The organism is Roseobacter sp. CCS2 (assembly GCF_000169435.1).
Lineage (GTDB): Bacteria > Pseudomonadota > Alphaproteobacteria > Rhodobacterales > Rhodobacteraceae > Yoonia.
Genome location: NZ_AAYB01000002.1, coordinates 635,035 through 660,640, shown reverse-complemented (window position 1 = coordinate 660,640; position 25,606 = coordinate 635,035). Strand labels below are relative to the sequence as shown.

33 protein-coding genes are annotated in these 25,606 nt (G+C 55.8%); 10 read left to right on the top strand and 23 right to left on the bottom strand.

Annotated features, from left to right (window positions below; genetic code table 11):
- Positions 1 to 73: 73 nt before the first annotated feature.
- From RCCS2_RS10000 to RCCS2_RS09990, 3 genes are all read right to left on the bottom strand, one after another.
- Positions 74 to 595, bottom strand: a complete 522-nt coding sequence (locus RCCS2_RS10000) for a MarR family winged helix-turn-helix transcriptional regulator (protein ID WP_008233851.1) — start codon at positions 593 to 595, stop codon at positions 74 to 76.
- Positions 596 to 678: 83 nt separating this feature from the next.
- The gene (locus tag RCCS2_RS09995) at positions 679 to 951 is read right to left on the bottom strand and encodes a succinate dehydrogenase assembly factor 2 (RefSeq protein WP_008233849.1); all 273 of its coding nucleotides are present in this window, start codon (positions 949 to 951) and stop codon (positions 679 to 681) included.
- A 1-nt stretch (position 952) separates the two neighbouring features.
- The gene (locus tag RCCS2_RS09990; RefSeq protein WP_008233848.1) at positions 953 to 1,339 is read right to left on the bottom strand and encodes a helix-turn-helix domain-containing protein; all 387 of its coding nucleotides are present in this window, start codon (positions 1,337 to 1,339) and stop codon (positions 953 to 955) included.
- An 82-nt stretch (positions 1,340 to 1,421) separates the two neighbouring features.
- Here RCCS2_RS09990 and RCCS2_RS09985 point away from each other — a divergent pair, with 82 nt between their 5' ends.
- Together RCCS2_RS09985 and RCCS2_RS09980 are read left to right on the top strand one after the other, a co-directional pair.
- Complete coding sequence (locus tag RCCS2_RS09985) at positions 1,422 to 2,624, top strand: pyridoxal phosphate-dependent aminotransferase (protein ID WP_008233846.1); 1,203 nt, start codon at positions 1,422 to 1,424, stop codon at positions 2,622 to 2,624.
- On the top strand, positions 2,621 to 3,019 hold the full coding sequence (locus tag RCCS2_RS09980; protein WP_008233843.1) for a hypothetical protein: 399 nt from the start codon (positions 2,621 to 2,623) through the stop codon (positions 3,017 to 3,019). Before RCCS2_RS09985 ends, RCCS2_RS09980 begins: the two co-directional genes overlap by 4 nt.
- A 75-nt stretch (positions 3,020 to 3,094) precedes the next feature.
- Here RCCS2_RS09980 and RCCS2_RS09975 read toward each other — a convergent pair whose 3' ends face one another.
- The 11 genes from RCCS2_RS09975 to RCCS2_RS09925 form a co-directional block, all read right to left on the bottom strand.
- Positions 3,095 to 3,577, bottom strand: coding sequence for a copper chaperone PCu(A)C (locus RCCS2_RS09975; RefSeq protein WP_008233842.1), 483 nt, complete (start codon positions 3,575 to 3,577; stop codon positions 3,095 to 3,097).
- Between the two features lie 66 nt (positions 3,578 to 3,643).
- Positions 3,644 to 3,994, bottom strand: a complete 351-nt coding sequence (locus tag RCCS2_RS09970) for a hypothetical protein (protein ID WP_156788494.1) — start codon at positions 3,992 to 3,994, stop codon at positions 3,644 to 3,646.
- 94 nt (positions 3,995 to 4,088) lie between these two features.
- Positions 4,089 to 5,258 (bottom strand): hypothetical protein, encoded by a 1,170-nt coding sequence (locus RCCS2_RS09965; protein WP_008233840.1) that lies wholly within the window; start codon positions 5,256 to 5,258, stop codon positions 4,089 to 4,091.
- 162 nt (positions 5,259 to 5,420) lie between these two features.
- Positions 5,421 to 6,161, bottom strand: a complete 741-nt coding sequence (locus RCCS2_RS09960; protein WP_008233839.1) for a leishmanolysin-related zinc metalloendopeptidase — start codon at positions 6,159 to 6,161, stop codon at positions 5,421 to 5,423.
- Positions 6,162 to 6,257: 96 nt separating this feature from the next.
- The gene (locus RCCS2_RS09955; protein WP_008233838.1) at positions 6,258 to 7,205 is read right to left on the bottom strand and encodes a 2-hydroxyacid dehydrogenase; all 948 of its coding nucleotides are present in this window, start codon (positions 7,203 to 7,205) and stop codon (positions 6,258 to 6,260) included.
- Positions 7,202 to 7,540 (bottom strand): tRNA-binding protein, encoded by a 339-nt coding sequence (locus RCCS2_RS09950; protein WP_008233837.1) that lies wholly within the window; start codon positions 7,538 to 7,540, stop codon positions 7,202 to 7,204. The genes RCCS2_RS09955 and RCCS2_RS09950 overlap by 4 nt, the downstream gene beginning before the upstream one ends.
- Positions 7,533 to 8,348 carry a pyrroline-5-carboxylate reductase gene (gene proC, locus RCCS2_RS09945; RefSeq protein ID WP_008233836.1) on the bottom strand — a complete coding sequence of 272 codons (816 nt, stop codon included), beginning with the start codon at positions 8,346 to 8,348 and terminating at the stop codon, positions 7,533 to 7,535. Before proC ends, RCCS2_RS09950 begins: the two co-directional genes overlap by 8 nt.
- Positions 8,349 to 8,469: 121 nt before the next feature.
- Complete coding sequence (locus RCCS2_RS18840) at positions 8,470 to 8,790, bottom strand: DUF1801 domain-containing protein (protein WP_008233835.1); 321 nt, start codon at positions 8,788 to 8,790, stop codon at positions 8,470 to 8,472.
- A 5-nt stretch (positions 8,791 to 8,795) separates the two neighbouring features.
- Positions 8,796 to 9,191 (bottom strand): VOC family protein, encoded by a 396-nt coding sequence (locus RCCS2_RS09935; protein WP_008233831.1) that lies wholly within the window; start codon positions 9,189 to 9,191, stop codon positions 8,796 to 8,798.
- Between the two features lie 48 nt (positions 9,192 to 9,239).
- Positions 9,240 to 9,959 carry a helix-turn-helix domain-containing protein gene (locus RCCS2_RS17915; RefSeq protein ID WP_442852264.1) on the bottom strand — a complete coding sequence of 240 codons (720 nt, stop codon included), beginning with the start codon at positions 9,957 to 9,959 and terminating at the stop codon, positions 9,240 to 9,242.
- Positions 9,960 to 10,088: 129 nt separating this feature from the next.
- Positions 10,089 to 10,592: a YbjN domain-containing protein gene (locus RCCS2_RS09925; RefSeq protein WP_037294023.1), complete on the bottom strand. Its 504-nt coding sequence runs from the start codon at positions 10,590 to 10,592 to the stop codon at positions 10,089 to 10,091.
- A gap of 231 nt (positions 10,593 to 10,823) precedes the next feature.
- On the opposite strand from RCCS2_RS09925, the gene RCCS2_RS09920 reads away from it, so the two are divergent.
- Both RCCS2_RS09920 and RCCS2_RS09915 read left to right on the top strand, forming a co-directional pair.
- Positions 10,824 to 11,855, top strand: a complete 1,032-nt coding sequence (locus tag RCCS2_RS09920; protein ID WP_008233828.1) for a M42 family metallopeptidase — start codon at positions 10,824 to 10,826, stop codon at positions 11,853 to 11,855.
- Between the two features lie 6 nt (positions 11,856 to 11,861).
- A complete protein-coding gene (locus RCCS2_RS09915; protein WP_442852263.1) occupies positions 11,862 to 12,407 on the top strand; it encodes an imm11 family protein in 546 nt (181 codons plus the stop codon).
- 128 nt (positions 12,408 to 12,535) lie between these two features.
- Here the strand turns inward: RCCS2_RS09915 and RCCS2_RS09910 are convergent, their stop codons facing one another.
- The gene (locus RCCS2_RS09910; protein WP_008233825.1) at positions 12,536 to 12,763 is read right to left on the bottom strand and encodes a hypothetical protein; all 228 of its coding nucleotides are present in this window, start codon (positions 12,761 to 12,763) and stop codon (positions 12,536 to 12,538) included.
- A 170-nt stretch (positions 12,764 to 12,933) separates the two neighbouring features.
- Positions 12,934 to 13,170 (bottom strand): accessory factor UbiK family protein, encoded by a 237-nt coding sequence (locus tag RCCS2_RS09905; protein ID WP_037294022.1) that lies wholly within the window; start codon positions 13,168 to 13,170, stop codon positions 12,934 to 12,936.
- Positions 13,171 to 13,277: 107 nt separating this feature from the next.
- Between RCCS2_RS09905 and lgt the strand changes: the two genes are divergently transcribed.
- From lgt to RCCS2_RS09885, 5 genes are all read left to right on the top strand, one after another.
- Positions 13,278 to 14,156: a prolipoprotein diacylglyceryl transferase gene (gene lgt / locus RCCS2_RS09900; RefSeq protein WP_008233821.1), complete on the top strand. Its 879-nt coding sequence runs from the start codon at positions 13,278 to 13,280 to the stop codon at positions 14,154 to 14,156.
- On the top strand, positions 14,153 to 15,211 hold the full coding sequence (locus RCCS2_RS09895; protein WP_008233819.1) for a class I SAM-dependent methyltransferase: 1,059 nt from the start codon (positions 14,153 to 14,155) through the stop codon (positions 15,209 to 15,211). The genes lgt and RCCS2_RS09895 overlap by 4 nt, the downstream gene beginning before the upstream one ends.
- Entirely contained in the window at positions 15,208 to 15,963 is a 756-nt protein-coding gene (gene pgeF / locus RCCS2_RS09890) for a peptidoglycan editing factor PgeF (protein WP_008233816.1), read from the top strand. Before RCCS2_RS09895 ends, pgeF begins: the two co-directional genes overlap by 4 nt.
- 238 nt (positions 15,964 to 16,201) lie before the next feature.
- The gene (locus RCCS2_RS18355; protein WP_008233815.1) at positions 16,202 to 16,363 is read left to right on the top strand and encodes a hypothetical protein; all 162 of its coding nucleotides are present in this window, start codon (positions 16,202 to 16,204) and stop codon (positions 16,361 to 16,363) included.
- 188 nt (positions 16,364 to 16,551) lie between these two features.
- Positions 16,552 to 17,343, top strand: a complete 792-nt coding sequence (locus RCCS2_RS09885; RefSeq protein ID WP_008233814.1) for a Hint domain-containing protein — start codon at positions 16,552 to 16,554, stop codon at positions 17,341 to 17,343.
- On the opposite strand, the gene RCCS2_RS09880 is transcribed toward RCCS2_RS09885, so the two are convergent.
- The 7 genes from RCCS2_RS09880 to RCCS2_RS09850 all read right to left on the bottom strand — a co-directional run bounded on the left by RCCS2_RS09880 (position 17,326) and on the right by RCCS2_RS09850 (position 24,200).
- Positions 17,326 to 18,702: an MATE family efflux transporter gene (locus tag RCCS2_RS09880; RefSeq protein ID WP_008233813.1), complete on the bottom strand. Its 1,377-nt coding sequence runs from the start codon at positions 18,700 to 18,702 to the stop codon at positions 17,326 to 17,328. The genes RCCS2_RS09885 and RCCS2_RS09880 overlap by 18 nt on opposite strands.
- A gap of 42 nt (positions 18,703 to 18,744) precedes the next feature.
- On the bottom strand, positions 18,745 to 19,629 hold the full coding sequence (locus RCCS2_RS09875) for a nickel/cobalt transporter (RefSeq protein ID WP_008233812.1): 885 nt from the start codon (positions 19,627 to 19,629) through the stop codon (positions 18,745 to 18,747).
- On the bottom strand, positions 19,611 to 20,261 hold the full coding sequence (locus RCCS2_RS09870; RefSeq protein WP_008233811.1) for a DUF1007 family protein: 651 nt from the start codon (positions 20,259 to 20,261) through the stop codon (positions 19,611 to 19,613). The genes RCCS2_RS09875 and RCCS2_RS09870 overlap by 19 nt, the downstream gene beginning before the upstream one ends.
- Positions 20,262 to 20,324: 63 nt before the next feature.
- The gene (locus RCCS2_RS09865; protein WP_008233810.1) at positions 20,325 to 21,935 is read right to left on the bottom strand and encodes an SDR family oxidoreductase; all 1,611 of its coding nucleotides are present in this window, start codon (positions 21,933 to 21,935) and stop codon (positions 20,325 to 20,327) included.
- Positions 21,932 to 22,339 (bottom strand): thiol-disulfide oxidoreductase DCC family protein, encoded by a 408-nt coding sequence (locus RCCS2_RS09860; RefSeq protein ID WP_008233809.1) that lies wholly within the window; start codon positions 22,337 to 22,339, stop codon positions 21,932 to 21,934. The genes RCCS2_RS09865 and RCCS2_RS09860 overlap by 4 nt, the downstream gene beginning before the upstream one ends.
- 44 nt (positions 22,340 to 22,383) lie before the next feature.
- On the bottom strand, positions 22,384 to 23,316 hold the full coding sequence (locus tag RCCS2_RS09855; protein WP_008233808.1) for an isopenicillin N synthase family dioxygenase: 933 nt from the start codon (positions 23,314 to 23,316) through the stop codon (positions 22,384 to 22,386).
- A complete protein-coding gene (locus RCCS2_RS09850; RefSeq protein ID WP_008233807.1) occupies positions 23,316 to 24,200 on the bottom strand; it encodes an NAD-dependent epimerase/dehydratase family protein in 885 nt (294 codons plus the stop codon). The genes RCCS2_RS09855 and RCCS2_RS09850 overlap by 1 nt, the downstream gene beginning before the upstream one ends.
- A gap of 117 nt (positions 24,201 to 24,317) precedes the next feature.
- Here RCCS2_RS09850 and RCCS2_RS09845 point away from each other — a divergent pair, with 117 nt between their 5' ends.
- A complete protein-coding gene (locus RCCS2_RS09845) occupies positions 24,318 to 25,601 on the top strand; it encodes an alpha/beta hydrolase family protein (RefSeq protein ID WP_008233806.1) in 1,284 nt (427 codons plus the stop codon).
- The last annotated feature ends 5 nt before the right edge of the window (positions 25,602 to 25,606 follow it).

The following is a 25,606-nucleotide window of genomic DNA, read 5'->3' as shown; positions in this document are numbered from 1 at the left end:
TCTCTACTAAACTTTTGCGCGTTTTCCTACTGCGCAATGCAAGTAAAAACAATTTTTCTTACTTTAAAGTAAATCAGTAGATATAGCGTATTTGCTCTGTCCAATACCGCTCAACCCGTTTTAGTGCGGCAGTGATATCTTCCACCCCTTCCTGATCCAAAATGCCACGATCCATCAATCCTTCGGAATGGGTCCGAAACAGCCGGGTGACCAAGACATGGACGCCACGCCCCTTTTCGGTCAGGCGGACCCGCACGGAACGGCGATCAATCTCGCTGCGTTCGTGGTGCATGTAACCTGATTCGACCAATTTCTTAAGGTTATAGGACACGTTCGATCCCTGATAATAACCGCGCGATTTCAATTCGCCCGCCGTCACTTCGTTGTCACCGACGTTGAAAAGTAAAAGGGCCTGTACCGCGTTGATTTCCAGCAATCCCACGCGTTCGAATTCATCCTTGATGACATCAAGCAAAAGCCGGTGAAGCCGTTCCACCAGATTGAGCGCATCAAGATAGCTGTCCATGAACGCCGCACTGCGTGCTGGCGAAACATCAGACATGTCTGGCTGTTCCAGTTCCGGGTGAATGCTCATTCTTTCCTTGCTCCATTTTTTGTCCGCACTTGGGGATAAAACGAAACAAAGAAGAATCAGTTAAGCGCGATATTTTCGCTAAATCAGTCGGGTCGTGTGACCCCTTCAGCGCCTTTGGCGATTTGCGTGACAAGATCCAGATACTGTGCTGGCGTTGGGAATTGCCCACCAACCCAGCCATAAATGTCGTGATCATTTTCCGACAACAGTTGGTCATAAAGTACCAGATCTTCGTCTGAAAATGCATCAAGATGCGCATCCGCAAAGGCTTGCAGGATCAAATCCATTTCCTTGATACCCCGCCGCATGGATCGCATCCGCAGGCGTTTGATCATCGTGTCACGGCGCTCGGTCATCTTAGTCTTTCAGGGCAGTGCGCAAACGTTTTTCCAGCCGGCCCAGCTTTTCGCCGGATTGTGCAATTTGCCCGCGCAAAGCGCGCATTTCGGCTAGCAAATCCACAAGGTCATTACTCATCGGGCCATCATCATCGGGGGCTTCGGGGCCGTCACCTTCGCCGGTCAACAGCCAGCTCATTGATACACCCACAATGCCAGATACCATTTGCAAACGGTTCGCACGCGGTTCTTTCAGGTCCTCTTCCCAAGCCTGAATGACGGCAGGTTTTACGCCCAGCTTTTCGGCCAATCCCTTTTGATCCAGGCCTGCGGCCTCACGCGCACCGGCCAAGCGATCGCCAAATGTGGCGGTTTCCGCACTGTACCAATCTTGATCTTGCCCCATGATGCCATCCTTCAAATGCTTGCCATTCAACCTGTGCGCGTTCTATGTCACAAGCATTGCCTCTTTACCATTGGATCACCTGATGACCTTTCTTTCTGCGACACTCAACCGCGTCAAACCGTCCCCGACAATCGCTGTTACGACAAAAGCGGCAGAGCTTAAGGCCGCCGGGCGCGATGTCATTGGCCTTGGCGCGGGCGAGCCTGACTTTGACACCCCGCAGAACATTAAGGACGCGGCCGTGGCAGCGATTGCAGCCGGTAAGACGAAATATACCGCCGTTGATGGTATTCCAGAATTGAAAGAGGCGATCTGCGCCAAGTTCAAGCGCGACAACGATCTGGCCTACACGCCCGCTCAGGTCACCGTCGGGACAGGTGGCAAGCAGGTGCTTTACAATGCCTTTATGGCAACCCTGAACCCCGGTGATGAGGTCATCATTCCTGCCCCCTATTGGGTCAGCTATCCTGATATGGTGCTGCTGGCTGGCGGCACACCTATCACTGTCGAAGCTTCTTTGGACGCGAACTTTAAGATCACGGCGGCGCAACTAGAGGCCGCGATTACACCGAACACCAAGTGGTTCCTTTTCAATTCACCGTCAAACCCCACAGGTGCGGGCTATAGCTGGTCCGAACTCAAGGAACTGACCGATGTGTTGCTGCGTCATCCACACGTCTGGATCATGACAGATGACATGTACGAACATCTTGCCTATGGCAATTTCAAATTCTGCACGCCAGCACAGGTCGAACCGCAGCTTTATGACCGTACGCTGACCGTGAATGGTGTCTCCAAGGCTTACGCGATGACCGGCTGGCGGATTGGCTATGCCGCCGGACCAGAGATGTTGATCAAGGCGATGCGCAAGGTGCAGTCGCAATCAACCTCCAATCCCTGTTCCGTCAGCCAGAACGCCGCAGTCGAAGCATTGAACGGCACGCAAGCCTTTCTTGCGCCGAACAACACTGTGTTTGAGCGGCGGCGCGATCTGGTCGTTTCCATGTTGAACAAAGCGCCCGGTATCATTTGCCCAAAGCCCGAAGGCGCATTCTACGTCTATCCATCCATTGCGGGCTGCATCGGCAAAACCTCAGCGGCAGGGACGTTGATCGACAATGATGAAACCTTCGCCACAGCGCTGTTGGAGGAAACCGGTGTCGCCATCGTCTTTGGCGCGGCCTTTGGTCTAAGCCCCAATTTCCGGGTCAGCTATGCGACGTCAGACGCGGCGCTAAAAGAAGCGTGCGAGCGGATCATCACTTTTTGCGAAGGGCTGACATGACGGACCTACCAGAGCTATACTTTCGCGTCCGCGACAATGGCGCGGCTGTTTTTCGGATCAATACCGAAAACCGCGAGCGGCGGATCGAAATGGATCAGATCGCAGTTGTGAATACCAATCGCGGCGACTTCAAAGCGCAAGGCGATCACAAACTCAGCCCTGACGACGAGACGGTGATCAATGACTGGATGCAAGCGCGTCTGGCGGTTTTGGCCGCGCGGGACGTCGATGATATCCACCGCGCCATTGATCACCTGAACCTGACCGCCCAATGGGCGCAGGCCAAAGCCAGTGATGATCAGCTTGAACAGATCACGGATGATTTGTTGATGGCGATGCATGATTTGCGCAGCGTGTTGGTACGCAAGAAAGCGGACCGCCTAAGCAAAGGCTAGATATGGTTTAAAAAAGGTGGGAAAGCATTTGCTTCCCCACCCATTCAGCATCTGATTGCTATGTCGTGGTCCGGCTTAGTGATTGCTATGGTCCATCCCGCCATGACCACCCATTTTGCGTTCTTCAACGTTGAAGGTCACATCCAAACGGCCGGCATTTTCAAAGACCAGCGTGGCAGGCACTTTTTCGTCCACTTCAAATGGATCACCGCCAAGGCCCATGAACATCACATGAAATCCGCCCGGTTCCAGCGTCACGCTTTCGCCCGCAGGAACGACAATCCCGTCTTCCAGTTGCATCATACGGGCCACATCGCCATCCATTTCTGTGGTGTGGATTTCAACGCGAGGGAAATCTGCCTCGACTGCGACAAGCCGGTCATCGGCGTTGCCAGTATTGGTGATGGTCATGAACCCACCGGCAGTCTGCGCGGTTTGCGCTGTTTCAAAAGCCATCGGGTGATCGACAACAACATCACTCACTTTGTATTCATGTGCGATGGCTGCGGTCGCAAAGGTGCAAAAAGCAGCAACCGCTGCGTAAGATATACGTTTCATTTTCGGGTCTCCGGTGTGCGCCCACGGCGGGGTCGCTTGTGTTTGATCAATTCCGTTTCAAAAAGATCAAACAACCGGCGGTGCACGGACCGGGCAGGCAGGGTTTGCGACCTGCCCAATAGGGGCAACGGATGCGACAACAGGGGCGTCCACCACTGTGGCGTCGATTTCAGAAAGCACAGTTGCATGGCTGGTTGGAACGGCGGCCCCATCCACCAGACGACAGGCATCACAAGTTTCACCGCCGCCAGCACCAACGCCACCCTGACCACACAGATCATCAAGCGTACCGCCAGCGGCCACATAAGCCAGCAGGCTTTCGTCCATATCAGCGGGTGCCACGCGATGCGCAAAGCCAGATCCTGTCATCGCCACAGCAACGGCGAAAACGACAAGAAGGCGTGTAAGTGGGGTCATCAAACGGTGCATTTCATGTGCCGATATAAACCGACCAGTGCATGCCGACCAGACCCAAATTTCGGGGCCGCGTATCGTCCCGTTTGAAAACGTCTTAGTTGATATCAAACGATGGCAAAGCATCGAATGACGCAGCATAATTACAGCTTTTGCTAAAGATCGGTGTCGTAACACCATCTTGCATGACAACCAAACTTCGTCTCAAAACGTCGTAAGTACCTCCAACCGTATCGCGCGCACTTGAAGCAATGTAAGTGTACGCGCCGTTTTCGAATACAATCTCATCCAACCGACCTTGGTATTCAGGGCCCGGAATAAACACGATCTGAACTTGCTCTGGATTGCGGTCCAGAACGAGATCGGGTTCGCCAGAAAGCGGGCCATAGGTGTAGCGAAACCCAGCGCTGTCATGTGTAATTGTCATTGCATGCGGATCGTCCCCCTCGTCGACCACACAGTAAAAAATCGTGTTGTCCGGAACGTAATTTATACTGGGAAAGGCTTCTAACGCTGCCCCGCGATCCTCAGCTTCTGTCTTGTTGTAAATGTCGCAATAGTAAGCAATCAGGTCCGCATCTTGTCTTTGTCGGTCAATAAATGCGCCGTTTGGATCCATCCTCTCGGCGAACGGACCCCGGCCCAAAACACGGCAAGTATCCTGAGCGTCTATATCGAAAACAGGCCATATTTGTTCATTTGAAAACGCGTAGAACCGAAAATATGCCCGTGATCCATTTTTGCTTTGTGCGACCAAATAACTGTTATAGCGGGTGTTATCATGCGCGATATGATTGCCATACAAAGTGCCCGCATGGGCATAGCTGTTACGGTCAAGATCATAGAGAAAAATATCGAAATCGCCATTGGTTCCCCCGATTTCATTAAATGTCACAAGATCGGCGGAACCATCATAGTTCACATCCACAATGTCCGGTGGGCTTTGCGATATTAAAGTATAACCGGTCGGCGGCGAAAAACGCAGCGATGGCGCCTCAAAATCGTTCTCATAATACCGCCATGTGATCGTTCTGAGTGCGCCATGCTCAACCCAACTTAGCTTACAGCCGCGGCGAAGATCGTGATACCTTTGCTCACTGTATCCTTGGCCGACCGCGGTAGACGGCGAAAGCTCTGCACAGGTTGGCAAGCCACCATCATTGGCCAATGCCCTGGACGGTGTGTGAAATGAAAGCGCGATCACTAAAAAAAAGAAAGCGGACCGTGACGCAAGAGACAACGTGTTAATCAAAAATTTTCCAGCCATATTAATTTGAGTTCCGTTAGATTGCACAAAGAGGCTTCAGCGTAAAAAACCTGTAAAAACAAATAGTAGCAGCACAATAAGCAAAGATCAAAATGCGAAAATGACCCGTTGCTTTACGCTAGCAGGGACCCTTTGCCCAAAATCAGGGAAGCCAAATATCGCCTAGCACGGCACCATACGTGGGATCGGTCTGTCGACACGACATAGATCGCAAATCCGCACGGCCTCTGTGATCCCCATCAGTGCCAATTGCTGGAAGCTGGGCAGCACAAATGGATCGGCACTGGTATAATCAACCTCATAGCCAAGATCCTCAAACGATGCGACAGACATACGGCTAAGCGGACGGTCTGCACCGGATAAAAACCCTGTCAGCAGTTCATCGCCAAAGATCAATTCGCGCCAGTGCCCTTCGCGCGTCCCCGCCCCGCCTGTATTGGCGATGGGCACGAACGGGCCGTCATCAGGCAAAAGCGCCGCAAATTCACGCGCAGCAGCAGCGCCAATAAAGCGCGGATCATTCGTGCCACTGGCCGCGATCAAACCATTAAGCGACCACAATGTGCCAAAGCCAAGCACATGGGCCATCTCGTGCAGGATCACATCAGCAAAGCTGCCCTCAGCCTCAAGTCGTGTGATGTCTGCGTCATCAAACTGCATAACACCTTTGACAGGCAGCCCGGTGTCTTCACGTAACGCGGTGGGACCGGCCTGACCTAACACGCCTGCGGCGCCGTCAATCGGTTCAATGCTGGCTTCAATCACAAGCCCGGTCAGCGTATCACCATCAACGTCCAAAGGATCAAAGCCTGTGTTCACCACACCATCCCATCGCTGGGCAGAGGCCTCAAACACCGCACGCCGGGCGGCGGACATATTACCTGTGAAATCAAGCGTAATCATGCAACTGCTCCTTTGCCTCTTAAACTAGACGCAAACACCGTTACTCATCAAAATTCCACTGTCTGGGTGACCCCCGCGCAAGTTCTTGCCAGAACGCTAGACCGCCTGCGGCAAAGGCCTGCCTTCGTCCCATGCGATAATATTATCCAGCGCCATCTGGCCCATCGCCTCGCGCACTTCAAGCGCTGCCGTGCCCAAATGCGGCAGCAGGACGACGTTTTCCAAGGCCCGAAATGCATCAGGCACATGCGGTTCATGCGCAAAGACATCCAGCCCAGCCCCTGCGATCTGCTGGGTTTCAAGCGCCTTGATCAAAGCACCCTCATCCACCACATCACCGCGCGCGATATTGACGAAAATCCCGGAATGTTTCATCGCCGCCAGTGCATCTGCATCAATCAGATGCGTATTAGACCCACCACCAGGCACGGTCACAACAATGATATCGCAAGCGCCCATCAGTTCTGCCAGCGAACTTACTTGTTCGGCAGGAAAATCAACGGTCTTGGCAGAGCGATTAAAGAATTTAACCGGCATCTCAAACCCGTAATGACAGCGCCGCGCAACGGCCTGTCCGATACGGCCCATGCCGACAATGCCCACTGTTTTACCTGTCACATGAGTGCCCAGCATCTGTGTTGGCCCCCACCCACCCCATTTATCAGCACGCACCAGCCGCTCACCCTCGCCGGTGCGGCGGCAGGCAGATAGGATCAGCGCCAGACCAATATCGGCGGTCGCATCGGTCACCACATCGGGCGTGTTCGACACAAGGACACCGGCCATCCCGGCGGCTTCCACATCAATATGGTTATACCCAACACCAAAATTGGCCAGCACCCCACAGCGCAGATCACCGATAAAGGCTTCTGCGGTAAACTGATCGCCCAAGGTGGGCAGGATAGCATCATAGTCAGCCAAGGCCTGCGCAGCCTCTGCCATGGTCAACCCGTCAGCCTTTTCGCGGACTGTGACATCGAAACGCGCACGCGCTGCGGCCAAATTTGCGTCTGGCAGCAGACGGGTAATCAACAGCTGTTTCAATGCAAACGCCCCCCAACAGGCACGGTCTGGTCAGGGCCGACCAAAACGACCTCGCCATTTTCATCCGGCATACCAAGAACAAGCACCTCGGACATGAATTTACCAATCTGGCGGGGTGGAAAATTGACCACAGCCATCACCTGGCGGCCCACAAGGGTTTCCGGCTGATAATGTGCAGTGATTTGGGCCGATGTCTTTTTCTCGCCAATCTCGTCACCGAAATCGATCCACAGCTTGATCGCAGGTTTGCGCGCCTCAGGGTACGGCTCTGCGCGCAGCACGGTACCAACGCGGACATCGACCTTGAGGAAATCATTAAAGCTGATCTCACTCATTGGCCAACTCACGCGAACGGTTTGCCGCAGCCGCGACGGCCCGGCGCAAAAGCGGCGGAAAACCAGTTTCAAAATCCATCAAAACCTCAAGAGCCGCTTGGGTCGTGCCATTGGGTGAGGTGACGTTGGTGCGCAGCTGGGCGGGGTTCACATCGTCTTGCTCGGCCAGTTCACCCGCACCGGCAACGGTTGCCTTGGCCAGTTGCATGGCCAGTTCAGCAGGCAGCCCTTCTGCCATACCTGCGGCGGCAAGGGTTTCGATTAAATGAAACACGTAGGCCGGGCCAGAACCAGACACAGCGGTGACCACATCCATCTGATCCTCGCCATCAAGGCGAACAACATCACCAACAGACAAAAGCAGCGCCTCGGCCAGGTCCATTTGGTCGGACGACACTTTGTCATTGCCCACCATAGCAGTAATCCCGCGCCCAATTGCGGCTGGCGTGTTCGGCATGGCGCGCACAATGGGTGTTTCTTCGCCCAGAACATCCGCAAAAGTCGCGATCGAAGTGCCCGCCGCGATTGAAATCACAAGTGTCTTGCCGTTGCCCAGCGCTTTGATGTCCGGCAAGGCTTTGTCCATCATCTGTGGTTTAACCGCGATAATGACAACGGCCGGGTTCTTAGGCAGCTTGCCGCCAATCTGGACACCCTGCTCTTTCAACCAGGCAGAGGGCTTGGGATCAATCACCAAGACTGACAATGGCGGCAGCCCTGTACGCAGCCACCCTTCCAGCATGGCAGACCCCATTTTGCCGCATCCCAGCAAAACAAGCCCGCGCTTTTCAACTTCCGTCATATTCATTAAAATTCGCCTCTTAAATAACCTGCAACAGGTTAGCTAAAGGACGCAGCAGGGGGAAGATGTGATTTGATGAAACGGCGCTTTGGCCTTGGGCCAAGCTGCTATGTCGCATGCCGCTATGTTAGGTCAACGCGATGGCTTGACGCAGAAAACTGTTGCAAGTCTTCGCAGTAATATCGTGCAGCGCGCGCAATTTGATATGACGTCTGAATTTACCTTTACCCTCAAGCACCGCTTGCGGATCATCAAACAGCACACCCTTGGCAAATTCCAGCGATACGTGACCTGTATAGATAAAGACACCACCAACGCGGCTGTTGGGGTTGTCCGGTTCTAATTCAAAAAATAATACCGTCGTACATCGGGCACAGATTGACTGTAGGTACCAAAGCCAGCAGCATCTTCTGCAATTGATTGGCGATATTGGCCTTGCAAGTGTCATCCATGCTAGGATGCCTGCGCAATGGGCGAGGCGATCTCGACAATGCAACCATTCAGATCACGGACATACGACACGGTCTGCCCCCAAGGTTTCTGGCTTGGCGCGCTGACCGGGCTGCACCCATGCGATACCGCACGCGTGTAGGCGGCTGACACATCACCCGTGACAAAGCAAACCTCCCACCCTGCGGCTGGCCCTGTGGGATCGTTAGGTAAGATCGCCAACCCATTCATTTCCGCCGCTTCGTTCCCCGCGAACGCGAGGATCGTTTCACCGGTCTCCATCTCAGCATAAAGATTGCTGTCATGGATAAAACGCTGCGACAGGCCAAAGGCGGCCTCGTAAAATGCAACCGTTTCGGGCACATCGGCGACATAGATAATGGTATATCCGAGTTTCATAAACTTGCTTTAACGCAAGTTGCGCGCAAACGCTTGAAGAAATCGGACCTATTGCGCAAAAAGCTGCGGCAGTGTCAAACGGGGCGGCAGTTTCGACGGGACAAAACCGCCAAACCGCCTGAAGGCGCGGGTCATATGCGCGTGATCGGCATAGCCCCCTTCCAACGCAGCATCCGTGATCGGGACCCTCCCGCGTGTGATAAGGTTCAGCGTGCGGTGAAACTGTACCAATTGCGCATATGTCTTGGTGCCAAGCCCGGTATGACCCCGAAACAAACGGTTCAAATGCCGGGGCGAGCAGGCCGCAAAACGGGCCAGCTGCGCAACCCGGATACGCCCGCCAGAGGCATGCAAGATATCCAACGCGTGGGTCAGCCGTGTATCTATGAACGGAGCAGCAAGCGCCAGACCGGCTAGCCGATCAAGCATCAGATCACAATACTGATGGGTGGCAAGTGCTGGGACCAGATCAATTGCGTCTTGCCCGCGCAAGACTGTATCGACGGCATGCTCCAGATCACCGCGCCACAAAGCGACAGCACTTTCGGGGCGTAGGCGCAGGCCAAACCACGTATCCCCCACATCATATGTCACCGTATAGGCGCGGGTCGCGGGGCCGGTGATAACGGGCATCAGCACATCGGGCGCGTTCCTGTTACGGCGGATGATAATATCACAGCGCCCATCAGGCAGCACGATACTTTGACCCGGCGCATCGGCCACAAAGGACCATCGCGCCTCAACCCGCCGTGCGGCCTGCGGTGTAATAATTGTTTCGTGATATCCGGCAGGTATGGGGATAAGCGCGCATCCGTGATCAACAGTCTGCGAACAATCGTAGCTGATCGTACAGGTCAGGCCAGCGCAAAAGCTGCCCCAACCAAATGCACAACGGCATCAAGCGCGCCCGTAGGCACCACCAATGGCAACCTGCACCGCTTCGTCAGGTGTGCGGTCAGCCCAAGTGACCAACTGGATTGCCGGGTAATACTGCTCACAAGCAGCAACAGCGGCACCAATCATCGTATCAATCTGGTCTGGGCCAGCCACCTGATCGCCGGTCAGCATCAAACCATAGCGATACACCATCAACTGCTGTTCGTCCCACCAAGTGAACGCCCCAGCCCAGCATCGGTCGTTGATCACATTCAGCGTCTCATAAAGGGCGGGCATCCGTTCAGCTGGCGGCTCCATGTCGAATGTACATATCAGGCGCAAAGTCTCGTCATAGGCGGACCACGCCAGCGTAATGGAATACGTGCGCCACTGGCCTTCAACGGCCATTGCAATTTGGTCATCATGGATACGGTCAAATTCCCATGCGTGGTGTTCTGCGATGTGTTCCACCAGATCGATCGGGTGAAGGTCATCCGCCTCAAGGTAATGTTCGGACAATGCCATATGCTCGGCCTCACTGCGTTGGCGCATGGGTCATGGCAGTGCCCAAGCGCTAGGTGCCTGCTCTAGGGGCGGTGTTGTTCACCTTTATCCCCTACCAGATATCGTGGCCAATCGCGGCGCACCTGTAAAGCAATTTCTTGGGGATAACTGCGCAAGTGCAGAAATTTTATCTGGATAATTGCCTTCCGACAGCGCGCAGCCCAAGCTGTGGGCAACAAAGGAGTATCCGTCATGAACACTGACCTGCTTAAACGGCTTTGCGAAATGCCCGGCGTGCCCGGCCACGAAGAACGGGTCCGCGATTTGATTGCATCCGAGGTCAAGGGGCTATTCGATTCGATCGAAACTGATCCCATGGGCACCCTGCTCTGCCGTCGCGACGCGACCAAGGAAGGCGCGCCGAAAATCATGCTGCTGTGTCATATGGACGAGATCGGTTTTCTAGTCAGCCATATCGACAAGAACGGCTTTCTTTACGTTCTGCCTGTGGGCGGCTTTGACCCCCGCAACCTTTTTTCCCGCCGCGTGCTGGTGTGTACGGATGACGGCGATTTCAAAGGCGTGATGAACCCTGGCGGCAAGCCTGTGCACATCTCATCCCCCGAAGACCGCAAGAAAATCCCCGAAGTGGGCGAATTCTTTATCGACCTCGGCCTTGGCAAGGCGGCCAAGGATATCGTCAAGGTTGGCGATTATGTGGTTATGGACGAACCCTTTCTTGAGATGGGGGATAAATTCGTCTCCAAAGCGCTGGATAATCGCATCGCCTGCTGGCTGGGGATCGAGGCGATACGGCATTTGGGCAAGAAAGGGCGCGGCGCCGAAATCCACGTAGCCTTCACCACACAGGAAGAGGTCGGCCTGCGCGGTGCGCGCACCTCGGCCTATGCAATCAAACCCGACATCGGGCTGGGCATCGACGTGACGCTATCCTGCGACACCCCCGGCATCCCCGACAAGGACGCCACAACGCATCAAGGCAAAGGGTTTGGGCTGCACGTGCGCGACAGTTCATTCATCGCCGACAAGAAGCTGGTCAGCGAAATCGAAGCCCTCGCGATCAAGAAAAAGATCCCCTACCAGCGGACAATGCTGGCCTCCGGCGGGCAAGACGGGGCGGCAGCGCAACAGGCCGCGGCGGGTGCGAGGGCCGTTGGGATCGTGGTGGGAACGCGGTATATCCACACGGTGACCGAGATGATTGAGCGGGATGACCTGCAAGCAGCACTGGATATTCTGGTGGCGTATTTGGGGGAGTTTTGATTGCAGGTGTTCAAGCTGTACACGTCGGATGGCTACGCGTTTGTGAACTACTCTGAAACTGCTGACTACGAAATTTCTTGGACTCTCAATGACCGTAAACTGGGTGATACCTGGCGCGTCCCGAACGTTACGACCGTTTATGAGAATGAAGAAGATCGCCGGTTTGCCAGTTACAAAACGTCGGATTCACTGGGGATGGGCCAATGCATTTTTTCACAGAAAGCCGTCGACATTCTGGGAACGGCGCTGGAGCCTCATGGAGAACTCTTGCCGCTCAATAACGCGAATGGTCCTGAGTGCTACTTGTTCTTGGCAAACAAGATAGACGCTCTCGATTTGGATCGCTCTGACGTCAAGTACTTCCCCAGTGCACCTTCCCGTATTATGGCAATTCGCAAGCATGTGTTTCTGGAAGATGCCATAGGCGGTTGTTTGGCTTTTCGGTTGAACGGCGGGCCAATGGTTAACTTCTTCACAAAGCCGGTTGCTGATCTTGTATCGCAATCAGATTTGGCGGGCTTTTCGTTTCAATTGCTTTGGGAAAGCACTTAGGGTCAGCGGCCCGCCATTGGCGCGATGGCAGTGTAAATGGCTTTGATACACCCCTCGAAAAAAAGCCGGGGAGAACCCCGGCCTACATCGGTTTTGAGACGTAGGGCGGGGTTCTCCCCGCCGCTCTCTTACGCCTGACCCTTAAACTTCGCGATCATCTCGTCCAGATCAATTCCGAGGCTGTCGAGCATCGACAGATCGATGCCCTTTTCCTCGATCATCGCCTTCACGCCCTCAATATCGAGGTCTTCCAGCATTGCAGGGTCAATCCCCAACTCTTCCATCTTCGCGCCAAGGTCAAAGTCACCGCCGCCCATCAGGCCGGCCGCTTTGCCCATCATGTCACCTAGTCCCATTGTCACTCTCCCTGTTTGATGTGTCGTTGCATAGAGGGTCGCAAATGAAAGGTGCGGCGTCTAGGGGATGTTGCGGGTGGTTTTCCCCGTGGCGCGAAAAGCCGTCAAGAACGCGCCATGTAGGGCGGGGGCTGCCCCGCCGTTGCGCTATCGTCGGGGCAGGCCCCGACCTACTTTTCCAACGCCGCGATCCGTGCCGCCAGCGCTTCATTCTCTTCACGCGCTTTCTGCGCCATGGCGCGCACCGCGTCGAACTCTTCGCGGGTCACGAAATCGCGGTCGGCCAGCCAGCGGTCCATCATGGATTTCATCGCGGTGTTGGCTTCGTCTTTCGCCCCTTGGGCCACGCCCATGGCGTTGGTCATCAATTGGCTGATGTCATCGAGGATCTTGTTGTTGCTCTGCATCGTGCTCTCCATCTGTGCTTGGTCTTTATATGGGCTTTTGGCCGCCCCGCTACAACCCAAGGCAAGAGCGGTTGACTTTGCCGCACCCGCAGACAAGGAATAGCGCCATGTTTGCAGCCATCCCTTTCCCCGATATCTCGCCCGAGATTTTCTCATTCACCATCGCCGGACGCGAGATCGCGCTGCGCTGGTACGCGATGGCCTATATTGTGGGGATCGCGATTGGATGGCAGATCATCAAACTGGCGCTGAACCGCCCCGGTTTGTGGCGCAATGGCCCACCGATGAAGGTCAGCCAACTCGAAGACCTGCTGACGTATATTGTGGTCGGTGTCATTGGCGGCGGGCGTCTGGGCTATGTGTTTTTCTACAAACCGGCTGACTTTCTGGCAGCCCCCCTTGATATTTTGAAAATCTGGGAAGGTGGGCTGTCGTTTCACGGCGGGTTCCTCGGCGTCGTCGTTGCGGTCTATCTGTTCAGCCGTCGCCACAAAGTGCCCCTGCCCGACCTCGCCGATATCATTGCGGTTGCCGCTACGCCTGCGGTCCTGTTGGTGCGCATCGCGAATTTTATCAATGCAGAACTGTGGGGGCGCCAGACCGATCTGCCGTGGGGCGTGATCTTTCCCGGCCAAGCCGCACAGGCCTGCGGCACCTTGCTGGAACCTTGCGTGCGCCACCCATCCCAACTTTATGAAGCGGGCCTTGAAGGGCTGCTGCTGGGCACCATCCTGATCCTGCTGGCCTTCCGCTTTGGCGCGCTCAAGAAACCATGGCTCCTTTCGGGGGTCTTTTTTATGGGCTACGGCATCGCGCGGTTCTTAGTCGAATTCGTGCGCCAACCGGATGCGCAATTCGTCAGCGTTGGCAATGAACTGGGACTGGCCTTCCATATCAATGGCTACGGGCTGACTATGGGGCAAACGTTGACCTTGCCGATGATCCTTGTGGGCCTGACCGTTGTGATCATGGCCGTGCGCAGATGACCGCCTTGGGTGATCTCTTGATCGCCCGGATCGCGCGGACCGGCCCGATCAGTCTGGCGGACTATATGGCCGATTGTCTGATGCATCCTGAGCATGGGTACTACGCAACGCGTGATCCCTTTGGGGCGGCGGGCGATTTTACCACAGCACCAGAGATCAGCCAGATGTTCGGCGAACTGATCGGTCTTTCGCTTGCGCAGGCGTGGATTGACCAAGGCTGCCCTGCCCCGTTCACATTGGCAGAGCTTGGCCCCGGACGTGGCACGTTGATGGCCGATGCACTGCGCGCGACCAAAGCTGTGCCGGGCTTTCATGATGCCCTTACCGTCCATTTGGTCGAAACCTCGCCTGTTTTACGCGCGGCCCAAGCCAAACTGATCCCCGATGCCACGTGGCACGACAGTGTCGATCATCTTCCCGATGCGCCCCTTTTCCTTATCGCAAACGAATTTTTCGATGCGCTGCCTATTCGCCAGTTTACACGCGACGGCGACGCATGGCGCGAAAAGATGGTCGGGGTCACGGATGGCAAGCTTGGCTTTGGTCTGTCAGCGGCCGCGCCCATCGCGCTGCTTGAAGACCGGCTGGCCGACACAAAAGACGGCGATCTGGTCGAACATTGCCTTGCTTTGCCGTCCATTGTGTCAACCATCAGTGCCAAAATCGAAATGCACGGTGGTTGCGCGGTGATCATCGACTATGGCGACTGGCAATCGCAGGGTGACACGCTACAGGCACTCAAGTCACAAGATCACGCTGATCCGCTTGCGACCCCCGGTGATGCAGACCTGACCGCCCATGTGGATTTCGCCGCTATCGCCGCCAACACCGGCCTTGCCAAATTCAGCCGTCTGACACCGCAAGGCGTCTTCCTTGAACGGTTGGGTATCACACAGCGCGCGCAAGCGTTGGCGACAAAACTATCGGGCGATGCGCTCACGTCCCATATTGCCGCACATCGGCGCTTGACCCATCCGGCGGAAATGGGCGACCTTTTCAAAGTGATCAGTATCCATCCATCCAATGCAAATCCTCCGCCGGGGCTAGAGGCATGACACTCGAGATCATTACAGACCCACTGCTAGAAGGCGTACCGCACGGATTTTTCACGCGCAAAGGCGGTGCATCATCTGGTGTGTTTGCAGGGTTGAACTGTGGATACGGCAGTTCTGACCAAAAAGACATCGTGGCCATCAACCGGTCACGGGTCGCTGGTATTCTGGGCGTCGAAGCAGATCACTTGATGGGTGTGCATCAGGTGCATTCATCCGATGCAATCACCGTGGACGCACCCGGCACACCCGCACATAAAGCCGACGCACTGGTGACAGCCCGCGATGGGATCGCGTTGTCCATCCTCACGGCAGACTGCCAGCCAGTGCTGTTTGCAGATACCAAGGCGCGCGTGATCGGGGCGGCGCATGCAGGATGGAAAGGCGCGCTGAACGGTGTGCTTGAGGCAACGGTTGCGCAAATGGAAAATTTGGGCGCATCGCGTCAGAATATCGCAGCAGTGATCGGCCCCGCAATCAGCCAACCTAATTATGAAGTCGGGCCAGAATTTCGAGATAGCTTTGTCGATACCGACGCCGGGTATGAACGCTTCTTTCTGCAAGGAAAAGACGACCGGTTCCATTTTGATCTTCCAGGCTTTGGTTTGTTCCAACTGAAGCAAAGCGGCATTCAGTCGGCATCGTGGACGCACCACTGCACCTACGCCGATCCCGAACGATTCTTCAGCTACCGCCGATCAGTTCACGAAAAACAGGCGGATTACGGACGGCTTATCGCAGCAATTCGGCTTTGACGGCGCGATGTTTAACTAAATGAGGCAGGCCTTGCCTCGGTTTGTTAACCTATTCGCTATTATGGCATCTTCAAAATCAATTATTATGAAACTTACTCAATCACTTACGTGGCGATGCAAAAGTTAACGACATTGTCTCAGTGTTTCTTTGAAATCGCCAAAATCTCGCCAGTTTGATCCAGCAATCTGAATTCAATCGCAGCCAACAATGGGTGCACCTGAATAAAGAGGTATCACAATGAAAAGCCGCTGGCAGAAGTCCCTTGAAGCCGCCGTCGCCGCCTATGACACACCAATGCCTTGGGCACGTGGTGATATTCGCAAAGCGATGATTAGCCGCCGCGAAATGAAAGCGAACGACGATCAACAACCGCATCCTGCGGTCGCACGTCGCGCCTGATCCGACCGGCACGGTCGGTCAATCCAAGACGGTGTTTCCATGGCACAAAGCTGTTCCTTTTGTCGGATCAGAATTTGGGCGCATCAATCTGCACAGCCTTGGCGCTGCGCATTCAACAGTAAATAAAATTATTGTTCAGTTGTTGTTGGTGGGGCAGCAAATGACGTCAGACCCAAAGAGGCTTTCGCATGGATCCGTCACTTTCATCTGCCCCATCCCAAGCAGTTGATATATTTAGTCAGCAAATCAAACAAACGCCGGCCCAGCGCCAGCATGCCAAGACCCAAAGTGTCGAAGTCGCACAACGCAAATACGAGGTGATGTACCTTGATGCGCAGGGTCGCTTTAACGAATTCAATACCATCGCCCGCGCACACCCCGCATTCGAAGATGCTTTTGCGGCCCTTGGACACAGCGCAATCGTCCAAACCCAAAATGGACATATGTCTGTCGAAGATGTGCTGCCCGGCGATGAGGTCCGCTTGTCCGATGGCAGTTATGAAACACTGCAATGGCGCGGCCGCATCACACTGGGCCCCGTCGCCAACACCGCAAACGTCAAGCAAACGATAATGACACGGATCACAGCTGACGCGCTTGGTGATAATCGCCCTTCGCAAGATCTGGTTCTAGGACCATCTGCCCGCCTGCTCCACCGTGCGACAGGTATTCGCAAGGTCACAGGCACTGACGCTGCTTTTATCCCTGCCGCAGACTTTATCGACGGCAACACCGTGCTGGGTTTACAGCCCGCCGCATCTATCAGCGTTTTTCAATTTGGGTTTGCCGCACAGCGCTGTCTGATGGTGAACGGGCTTGAGATCGAAACACTGCACCCTGGATCGGCCTTCAATCTTGGTCTGCGGGGCGATGCGTTGCGCGAATACCTGTCGCTGTTCCCACATAAGCGCGGGTTTGAAGACTTTGGCCTGATGAACCATCCGCGCCTACGCATGCGCGATCTAGACCTGTTGCGCTGACCCTTGCGGGGCGATCTTCACGGACCGCCCCCAGAACCGCCAGAGCAGCAGCACAGCCGCAATCGCAAGACCCACAACAAGACCCAACCACAACCCAACCCCGCCTAGCCCAAGGGTAAAGGCCAACAGATAGCTGGCGGGCAATCCGATCACCCAATAGCTGATCGTGGCCATGACCATTGGTACGGTCGTGTCCTGCACGCCACGCAATAGGCCAAGCGCCAGCACCTGCAACCCATCCACCAACTGAAACAAGGCTGCGACCATCACGAGGCTTGCACCAATACGCAGAAGATTTGCGCGCTCAGGCTCATTCGGGTCCAAAAACAGCGAAATCAGCGTCTCGGGGATCGACAGAAAAATCAGTGATGTAATCACCGCATAGACGGCTGACATGCCAATGGCAGTGGCGCCGCCGCGACGTAAAGATACCTCGTCATGCCGCCCAAGCGCCCGGCCAGCGCGCACCGTTGCCGCTTGGCTGAACCCAATATGCACCATGAATGTCGTTGCCGCCAATTGCAGTGCAATCCCATGTGCGGCCAATTCCAGCGGCCCGATCCAACCCATCATGATCGTCGATGCCGTAAACAACCCGCTTTCCGCAAGCGAGGTCAGACCAATCGGCCAACCCAGCATGAAAACCCGCTTCATGATCTCGCCATCGCTGCGCCAAAAATTGCGGAACAGCTGGAACTGCGGCAGAACCCGCAAGATATAGACGACAAGTATCAGCACCGTCACCAGATTGACCGTAAGCGATGCAATCGCTGCCCCCTGAATGCCCAGTTCTGGCATGCCCCAGTTGCCAAAAATCAGGGCGTAGTTGACGAAACCGTTCAACACAGCCGTGCCAATCGTCGCCCACAGGATGATGGCGGTATGTTCCATCGCCGCCAAAAACGCCTTGAGCGTCATAACGATCAGCGCCGGGATCATCTGCCAGATGATGATTTGTAGATAGATATGCGCCTCTGCCGCGACGGTCGCGTCTTGACCGATGGCAAGCAGAATGTCTTCGGCCCAGAAGAACGGCAATATGACAACCAGCCCATAGATGATCGACAACCAAAGGCCCATGCGCGTCACACGGCGGACCTGCACATCGTCATCCTCTTCGGCGGCGGCGGCAACCAATGGCGTCACGGCCTGCGAAAACCCCGCCCCGACAATGAAGATGGTAAAGAACAGCGTGCCAGCGATGGTGGCAGCAGCCAAAGCGGTGACGCTGTACCAGCCCAACATCACCGTATCGGTGATATGGATCGCAAACTGTGCCAGGTTGCTAAGGATCAGTGGCATCCCCAGCTTCCAGACCGCATGGCTGTGCTCTTGGTATGTTTGTGCGACGCGTTCCATATGTTCAGGCTTAGGCCCGATCCAGCCTTCGGTAAAGCACTATCAGATGCTGCGCAGCACCAATTGACTGGCAAGGATCAGCACGATCCCACCGGCCAAAATCTCGGCCCATGCCAGCGTGCGGGCGACGGCACTGTTGTTGACCAACTGCAACGCGCTTTCGCGAAAACCCACAGCGGCAAATGCGACCAATACGGTGATGCTTGCCGTGCCAAGGCCCATGATCAACGCCCCAATGATCCCGGCCCAATCGATATCCAACCGCCACGTCAGGATTAGCAAAAACAGCGCGCCCGTGCAGGGCCGGACCGCAATTGTGCCAATCACAACCAACGCATCACGCCAGCTACGTACGGTCTGCGCCTGTTCCAAAGTCGGCCCATGAGCATGACCGCAAGAGGAACAGACGTCGCTATCGCCATGATGGTCATGGTCATGTGCGGGGCGCAGATGGCGCACACCGCGGATAAGCAACCATAGGCCGACAAGGCCGATGAGTGCATAACTCAGCGGCGCCAAGACATCATCTGCGACGCCAGTCATCTGCTGACGGCCCCAGCCAAAAACGAACACAGCCGCATAGACCAGCAAAACCGCTGTAAGCGCCTGCGCCAATGACGCCCCCAGCGCCAAACCAGCAAGCCGTCGTGCGGGCACCCGCGTACCTGCACCGTAGCCGCCAATCACCAGTTTGCCATGCCCCGGCCCAGCGGCATGCACAAACCCATAGGCAAAGCAAAGGCCCCAAAGGGTCGCCAACGCCCCCGGCTGACCGGCGCGCAACCCGCGCAAAGCGGCGGCCATCGCGTTTTGGACGTCACGCTGCGCATCCACCGCATACCACATAATTTGATCGGCCCCGCCCAAAGCCCAAAGCCACAGCGCAGCTGCGCCCAAGACGGCAAGGATCAAAGCAGGCCAGCGCATGTCACAACAATCGTATCGGCAAAGGCATCGCCAATTGCAGGGAAATAGTCATCAGGACCAACAGCATTGGGATCACGCCCATCCAGCAGGCGTTCTGCCAAAGCATATGCCGCATCGACGTCAGCCGGGATAACCTCAGCAGCGCAATCATCACGCCCCTCAATCAGTACAGGGCGGCGCAGATCGTAGGCCGTGTAAAATGACGGGTCATAAACACGGATTTGGATCGGCGCACCCGGATCAACCAAGTCAGGCACAGGGCGCAAATGCGCCTCGTGAAACAGCCCCTCCTCATAAGTCATGCTGTGATTTTGCTTTTCGGCCAAGCCTAGCAACGCATCACCCTGAGATACCTCCAGATCACCTTCATAGTCCGGCGGCCACGCGGTGATCTGCTCATCCAACAGCTGCTGTTCGGCAGATGTCAGGATCAGGTCGCCATCCATATCAATCCCCAGATCCGTCGTGACCAACAGCGAAAACAGATCATCATAGAACCAATCAAGCTTGATCCCCAGCGCACCATCCTCGGCAAAGACGACAGTCACCTGTGCCTCCACAAAAACATGCGGATGTGCTTGGGTTACGGTTGGTGAAACCATCGCCGCCAAAAAAGGAAGTGTCAGACGCATAGCAGGTATTTAGGACGCCATGCCAAGGGGTGCAATGGAGCGTGCATGCGCGTCGGCGGCACTTTACCCATCGGGTATCAGCCACCCTTGATAATGGACCATCAAAGCGCCTGTCAGCGGCGCCTTCAAAGCGACATCGAAATGGAAACGCCCATCCGCCTCATATTCATGCGCAGTGCTGACCGGCAATAAAACACGCGGAAACGGGATCGGGCCGAAACGGCCAGAGGTGACGGGAAAATGCAACTGCCCATCCGCGACATGCAGACCCAGCGTAAAGGTGAACGGGCCAAACCGTTCTGTCATATGCCCGTCTTTCATCTTGAGAAACGACCAGAAACGCTTATCGCCAAACTGCCTTTCCCATAATTCCCCTCCATCCTGCGGGGTCATGGTCACGGTCACATGGGTGTCGTCGCTAGCTGGCGGAAATCCAAAGACACCCGCAATCAACCGCGCCCAAAGCGACGGCCCACGCGTCACCTTTGCCCGCCCTGCCCACCGGCGGGCTGCGGGCACGTCATGCAGCTGCCGCACCGGCGCGGGCAGTGCGGCATAATCATCGCCCAAAAATGCCTCAAAAAGTGGTGTGATGTCTTCCGCCGTCTGATCCGTTTGCACAGCCAAATCTGCCATTCCTTCTTCCAATACGGCCAGCGACACCTGCGCCACCGCCGGGCGCGCGCCCGGAACAATCTGCACATGATCGCGCAAGATCATACGGGCCGGAACTGCCGGGATAAACGGCCCATCCCCATCGCGCACGATCATGCGCCACGTCTTACGCTGCCAACCATCTATAAGGCGGACGGTCACGGCAACAAACATTCCGCCTTCGTCTGTTCCAAAGGGCCGCAGAAATTTGGACACCCACAAGACGCAAGACACAAGCCACCCCGGCACACCAAAACCAAATCGGGCGCGCAGGACCGAAAACACAGCAAGTGCCCGGTTCATCACACCCAATTCCAACCCCGCACGAAACGCCACGGTCCGCGCGCCAAAAGCGTCAGGAAACAAGGCTTGATCGGGCACCGCAATGATCCAGGCATCACGGTGCAACCCCTGCCCCAGATCAAAGCGTTCCGGCTGTGACCAATTCCGCTGTTGCACCACTTGACCGTCGACAGGCACATCCATCGGTTGCCCACATTGATGAAAGATACTGTGCACCACGGATGCCCCACGCGGCGCGCGATTGCCCGGCAAGATTGCAGAACTGATCGTGTCAATGCTCTCGGCACCCTCGCTTAGCGCGACCACGGCAGCAGAAGAAATCGCCGGTACGCTGGAGACACCTGATAGCACAAAGACACCTGCCGCGCGCGCCTGCATATCCAGACAGGTAATGCCCGCGCAAAAGGCCGGGTCATCAGCCAAATCAAGGTAATGAACGCCTTGGGCGATACAGGCCCGCGCCAGATAATACGGGTCATCACCATACGCATGAAACGGCCCCGCAGCATCAACGACGGCATCAGGTGGCAGGGCCCAAAGCGGTGATAAATCTGCGCTGCGATCCAACGCGAGGGCCGCAGCCCCAATTTGGTCTGCCGCGGCCTGCGCAGAGGGCAAGCTGCGGCCAATAATGATCACATCATGCCCATCGCGCACCAAAAGACGCGCCAATCGTGACCCGAACACACCCGACCCGCCGATAACGCCAACCTTCATGGTAACAACCGCGCCCGAAACGCCGGATCAGGCAGCGCGCACATATCGCCGCGCCCAAACATCGCATAGCGGTTGCGCGCGATCCGCTGATAAAGCCAGTCACGCAAGCGGCGCGGCAAGATTTTCAACGCCATAAACACGTGGCCCAGCCCACCTGATCGCTGTCCCACCCGGATCAGTGCATCAAAGTCACGCCACACGGTCCCATCCTCGATAAAAAGCCACGTGTCAGGGTCAACCGGGTCCAGCCCATGCGCGCGCATCAGTGCCGCACCTGTTTCAGACTGGATCGGCGCAATCTTGACCTCGCCTGAACGGTCCAGACGGTGAATCATCCTTGCGCCCCAACTGCATAAGGCGCAGGTGGCATCCATGACAGCGACAGGGTGGTCCGGTGTGGTCATCGTGCAGGTCCTTCTTGGTATTGCAGAACCTAGTTCAGCCGCGCTCAAACACCAGTCGCCTGAAACTTCCCCATCAGATAAGGGCCAGATCGGACAGCCGGATAAGCACCAGACCCATCCAGCGGCACAATCTGCGCGTCCCAATCCGGCTGATGAAAGAACGCAAGCGGCTGGCGCGCAGGCTGGTCCGGTTTAGCCACAACACGGTGCAGCGTGCTGACCCAACGATCCGCTGTCCAGCGCGCCATCAGATCACCGATGTTGATCACAAAAGCCCCCTCAGGCGCGGGCACATCAACCCAATCGCCCCCCTGTTTGACCTGCAACCCCTGACTGCCGGGTTGCGGCAACAAAATGGTCAGCGATCCATAATCGGTATGCGCGCCCGCGCGTTGCTGTTTATCTAACAGCAAATCGACGGTTGCAGGATAATGCAGGGCGCGCAGGGCTGAAATTGGGTTGGCGATGAAGGGATCAAAGTGATCAGCTGGCAACCCCAAGGCAGCGGCAAATGCGCGCATGATACGCGCCGCCAAATCCTCCATCGCTGCATAATAGGCCTGCCATGCGGCGCGAAACCCTTGCAGGTCCGGCCATAGCGTTGGCTGATAACAGAAATCCATCGCATCCGCTGGCGCATCCATCGGCACGCGCAAAGGCCCGCCGTTGAAGCTTTCTTTCAGATCCGGCGGTGTGTCTTCGCCCTTGGACCGGGCCAAAGCCTCGGCATCCGGTCCCAGATAGCCGTAGGGATAGCCCTGATAGGGCGGTGCCACCGATTGCTTTACCGGTTGCGTTTGCGCAAAAAATGCCTCGGCGGCTGCCCATACATCGGCAATCACCTGCCGGGGCACCCCATGCCCGTCCAACACCAGAAAACCGGTATCGCGGCATATTGTATCCAACTGACGCGCCAGATCGTGGCGTGCATCTTGATGCGCGGTCTCAAACGCGGCCAGATCGAACCGCGGAAACATCAGCCCAGCACATCCCGCCAGGAATGTTTGGGCGCAAAGCCCACCATCTGCTTGGCTTTGTCATTGGCATAAAACGTCTCATCAGGGCGCATCTGGCGCTTGACAGGTACATCTTTGTAAAATCGCGCAATCACCTCATCTGACGATATACCAACCGACATGTCATCGTTTGAGACGTTGAACACCTCATACCCCAAGCCATCCGTCTTAAGACAGCAGTCCACCATATGGCCCAAATCGCGGGCATCAATATAGGCAAAGATATTACGGCGGCGCAGGCTTGGGTCATCTATGAACGCGGGGAATTGTTCGGCATATTCATGCGGTTCAATCACGTTATTGATACGCAAACCATAGATATCTATCCCCGTGCGCGCCTGAAACGACCGCCCTGTCGCCTCGTTACACACCTTCGACATGGCATAACTGTCATGCGGGATCGTGGGGTGCGCTTCATCAATTGGGACATAGTTGGGTTTTAACTCTCCATCGGCAAAGCAGACAGCATAAGTGGTCTCTGAACTGGCAAAAATCACCTTGGGGATACCCAACTTTACTGCCGCTTCAATCACATTATAGGTGCTCAGCGTGTTCTGGCGAAAACACTCGCCATCAGTGCCGATCATGACGCGTGGCACAGCGGCAAAATGGACCACCGCATCGTATTTCGGCACACCCGTTCCCGGCTCCAGCTCATGAAAATCGGCATATTGCGACATAGCGCCAATCACCTGACCCGCATCGCAAAGGTCAATCAGCAACTCCGACACATCAAGCCCCGAAGGGACCCGATCCGCGTTCACCACCGTATGTCCCTGCTGTTGTAAATAAGTGATCGCATGCCGGCCCGCCTTGCCGCTGCCACCTGTGAAAAAAACGCGCATAATATTCCTCCTGTTGAGGCAGATTAATCCGCATGAGATGGACTGCAATGACTATTCATTCCCCGCGTTGACCTATACGTTAAACACACCACTCACCTACCACCGCAGGAGCATCCTATGCGCACGATGACCGCAGCCCTTGGCCTATTGGCCGCCACGGCGGTTCACGCCGAAAACCGTATTGATTTAGTGCGTCCCGACGCGCCCGAACTGGCCGCGTTTGGCGATCATAAGATCGGCGTGACGACCATGACTTTTACCAATCTTGATCAAATAGACATTGTAAATACAGACGAAACCGGCGAACCGCCGCGCTATGACCGTGATATCACAGTCGAAATCTGGTATCCTGCAACAGATGAGACCGAACAGAGTGGCACTTACACCACACTTATCCGTGACGGCGTAACCGAAGCCACCCTTGTCGGCCAAGCCGCCCGCGATGCGGTCCCTGATACGGATGAAACCTTCCCCCTTGTCATCATCTCGCACGGCTATCCGGGCAATCGGTTTCTGCTGTCACCTTTGGCTGAAAACCTGGCCTCAAAAGGGTATGTTGTCGCAGCGATCGACCATCCCGACAGCACCTATGACGACCAAACCGCCTTTGGGTCCACTTTGGTTAACCGCCCTTGGGATCAACGCTTTATCATCGACAGCATGACAGCACTTGAGAGCGATCTGGGCCAAATCATACAAGACGATAACGTCGCCATCATCGGCTATTCCATGGGCGGCTATGGCGCGCTGATCTATGCAGGCGCTGGTGTCACCCTTCTTAGCACCACTTACGAATGGGGCGCACCTCAGGGCCTGTTAGAGCGCAACCTGATGGGCACCGAAAGCCATGCAGCATTGGCCGACGACCGCGTCAAAGCCATCGTTGCCTTCGGGCCATGGGGCAATAACACAGGGTTCTGGGACGCAGAAAGCTGGGCCGGGATTGAAACACCGCTGATGCTGATCGCAGGCGAGGTTGACGACGTATCGCAATATTCAGCCATGCGCGGCATCTTTGATGACACCATGAATACAACGCGGCACCTGCTGACCTTTGCCCAAGCCAACCACAACGCAGGCGCCCCCATGCCCGCCCCCGCCGAAAGCTATGCCGTGTCAGAGGAACTTGGATATGCCCCCTTTGAACATTACGCCGATCCGGTGTGGGACACCGTGCGGATGAACAACATCAGCCAGCACTTTGTGACCGGCTATCTGGATCTACACCTCAAGGGCGATACCGAAAAGGCCGCCTTCTTTGATCTCACGCCAGTCGCAACCGATGGCGTCTGGTCCGTAGACGAAGACGGAAACGAGACCGAAGATCACAGCTATTGGACGGGCTTTCCGAACCGAACGGCGGCCGGGCTACGGTTTGAGACCAAACAGGCGGGAGAGTAAGCGCT

Coding starts and splice junctions, on each gene's coding strand:
- RCCS2_RS10000 (WP_008233851.1), bottom strand. CDS start 595: ATGAGCATTCACCCGGAACTGGAACAGCCAGACATGTCTGATGTTTCG.
- RCCS2_RS09995 (WP_008233849.1), bottom strand. CDS start 951: ATGACCGAGCGCCGTGACACGATGATCAAACGCCTGCGGATGCGATCC.
- RCCS2_RS09990 (WP_008233848.1), bottom strand. CDS start 1,339: ATGGGGCAAGATCAAGATTGGTACAGTGCGGAAACCGCCACATTTGGC.
- RCCS2_RS09985 (WP_008233846.1), top strand. CDS start 1,422: ATGACCTTTCTTTCTGCGACACTCAACCGCGTCAAACCGTCCCCGACA.
- RCCS2_RS09980 (WP_008233843.1), top strand. CDS start 2,621: ATGACGGACCTACCAGAGCTATACTTTCGCGTCCGCGACAATGGCGCG.
- RCCS2_RS09975 (WP_008233842.1), bottom strand. CDS start 3,577: ATGAAACGTATATCTTACGCAGCGGTTGCTGCTTTTTGCACCTTTGCG.
- RCCS2_RS09970 (WP_156788494.1), bottom strand. CDS start 3,994: ATGACCCCACTTACACGCCTTCTTGTCGTTTTCGCCGTTGCTGTGGCG.
- RCCS2_RS09965 (WP_008233840.1), bottom strand. CDS start 5,258: ATGGCTGGAAAATTTTTGATTAACACGTTGTCTCTTGCGTCACGGTCC.
- RCCS2_RS09960 (WP_008233839.1), bottom strand. CDS start 6,161: ATGATTACGCTTGATTTCACAGGTAATATGTCCGCCGCCCGGCGTGCG.
- RCCS2_RS09950 (WP_008233837.1), bottom strand. CDS start 7,540: ATGAGTGAGATCAGCTTTAATGATTTCCTCAAGGTCGATGTCCGCGTT.
- proC (WP_008233836.1), bottom strand. CDS start 8,348: ATGAATATGACGGAAGTTGAAAAGCGCGGGCTTGTTTTGCTGGGATGC.
- RCCS2_RS18840 (WP_008233835.1), bottom strand. CDS start 8,790: ATGACACTTGCAAGGCCAATATCGCCAATCAATTGCAGAAGATGCTGC.
- RCCS2_RS09935 (WP_008233831.1), bottom strand. CDS start 9,191: ATGAAACTCGGATATACCATTATCTATGTCGCCGATGTGCCCGAAACG.
- RCCS2_RS09925 (WP_037294023.1), bottom strand. CDS start 10,592: ATGGCATTGTCCGAACATTACCTTGAGGCGGATGACCTTCACCCGATC.
- RCCS2_RS09920 (WP_008233828.1), top strand. CDS start 10,824: ATGAACACTGACCTGCTTAAACGGCTTTGCGAAATGCCCGGCGTGCCC.
- RCCS2_RS09910 (WP_008233825.1), bottom strand. CDS start 12,763: ATGGGACTAGGTGACATGATGGGCAAAGCGGCCGGCCTGATGGGCGGC.
- RCCS2_RS09905 (WP_037294022.1), bottom strand. CDS start 13,170: ATGCAGAGCAACAACAAGATCCTCGATGACATCAGCCAATTGATGACC.
- lgt (WP_008233821.1), top strand. CDS start 13,278: ATGTTTGCAGCCATCCCTTTCCCCGATATCTCGCCCGAGATTTTCTCA.
- RCCS2_RS09895 (WP_008233819.1), top strand. CDS start 14,153: ATGACCGCCTTGGGTGATCTCTTGATCGCCCGGATCGCGCGGACCGGC.
- pgeF (WP_008233816.1), top strand. CDS start 15,208: ATGACACTCGAGATCATTACAGACCCACTGCTAGAAGGCGTACCGCAC.
- RCCS2_RS18355 (WP_008233815.1), top strand. CDS start 16,202: ATGAAAAGCCGCTGGCAGAAGTCCCTTGAAGCCGCCGTCGCCGCCTAT.
- RCCS2_RS09885 (WP_008233814.1), top strand. CDS start 16,552: ATGGATCCGTCACTTTCATCTGCCCCATCCCAAGCAGTTGATATATTT.
- RCCS2_RS09880 (WP_008233813.1), bottom strand. CDS start 18,702: ATGGAACGCGTCGCACAAACATACCAAGAGCACAGCCATGCGGTCTGG.
- RCCS2_RS09875 (WP_008233812.1), bottom strand. CDS start 19,629: ATGCGCTGGCCTGCTTTGATCCTTGCCGTCTTGGGCGCAGCTGCGCTG.
- RCCS2_RS09870 (WP_008233811.1), bottom strand. CDS start 20,261: ATGCGTCTGACACTTCCTTTTTTGGCGGCGATGGTTTCACCAACCGTA.
- RCCS2_RS09865 (WP_008233810.1), bottom strand. CDS start 21,935: ATGAAGGTTGGCGTTATCGGCGGGTCGGGTGTGTTCGGGTCACGATTG.
- RCCS2_RS09860 (WP_008233809.1), bottom strand. CDS start 22,339: ATGACCACACCGGACCACCCTGTCGCTGTCATGGATGCCACCTGCGCC.
- RCCS2_RS09855 (WP_008233808.1), bottom strand. CDS start 23,316: ATGTTTCCGCGGTTCGATCTGGCCGCGTTTGAGACCGCGCATCAAGAT.
- RCCS2_RS09850 (WP_008233807.1), bottom strand. CDS start 24,200: ATGCGCGTTTTTTTCACAGGTGGCAGCGGCAAGGCGGGCCGGCATGCG.
- RCCS2_RS09845 (WP_008233806.1), top strand. CDS start 24,318: ATGCGCACGATGACCGCAGCCCTTGGCCTATTGGCCGCCACGGCGGTT.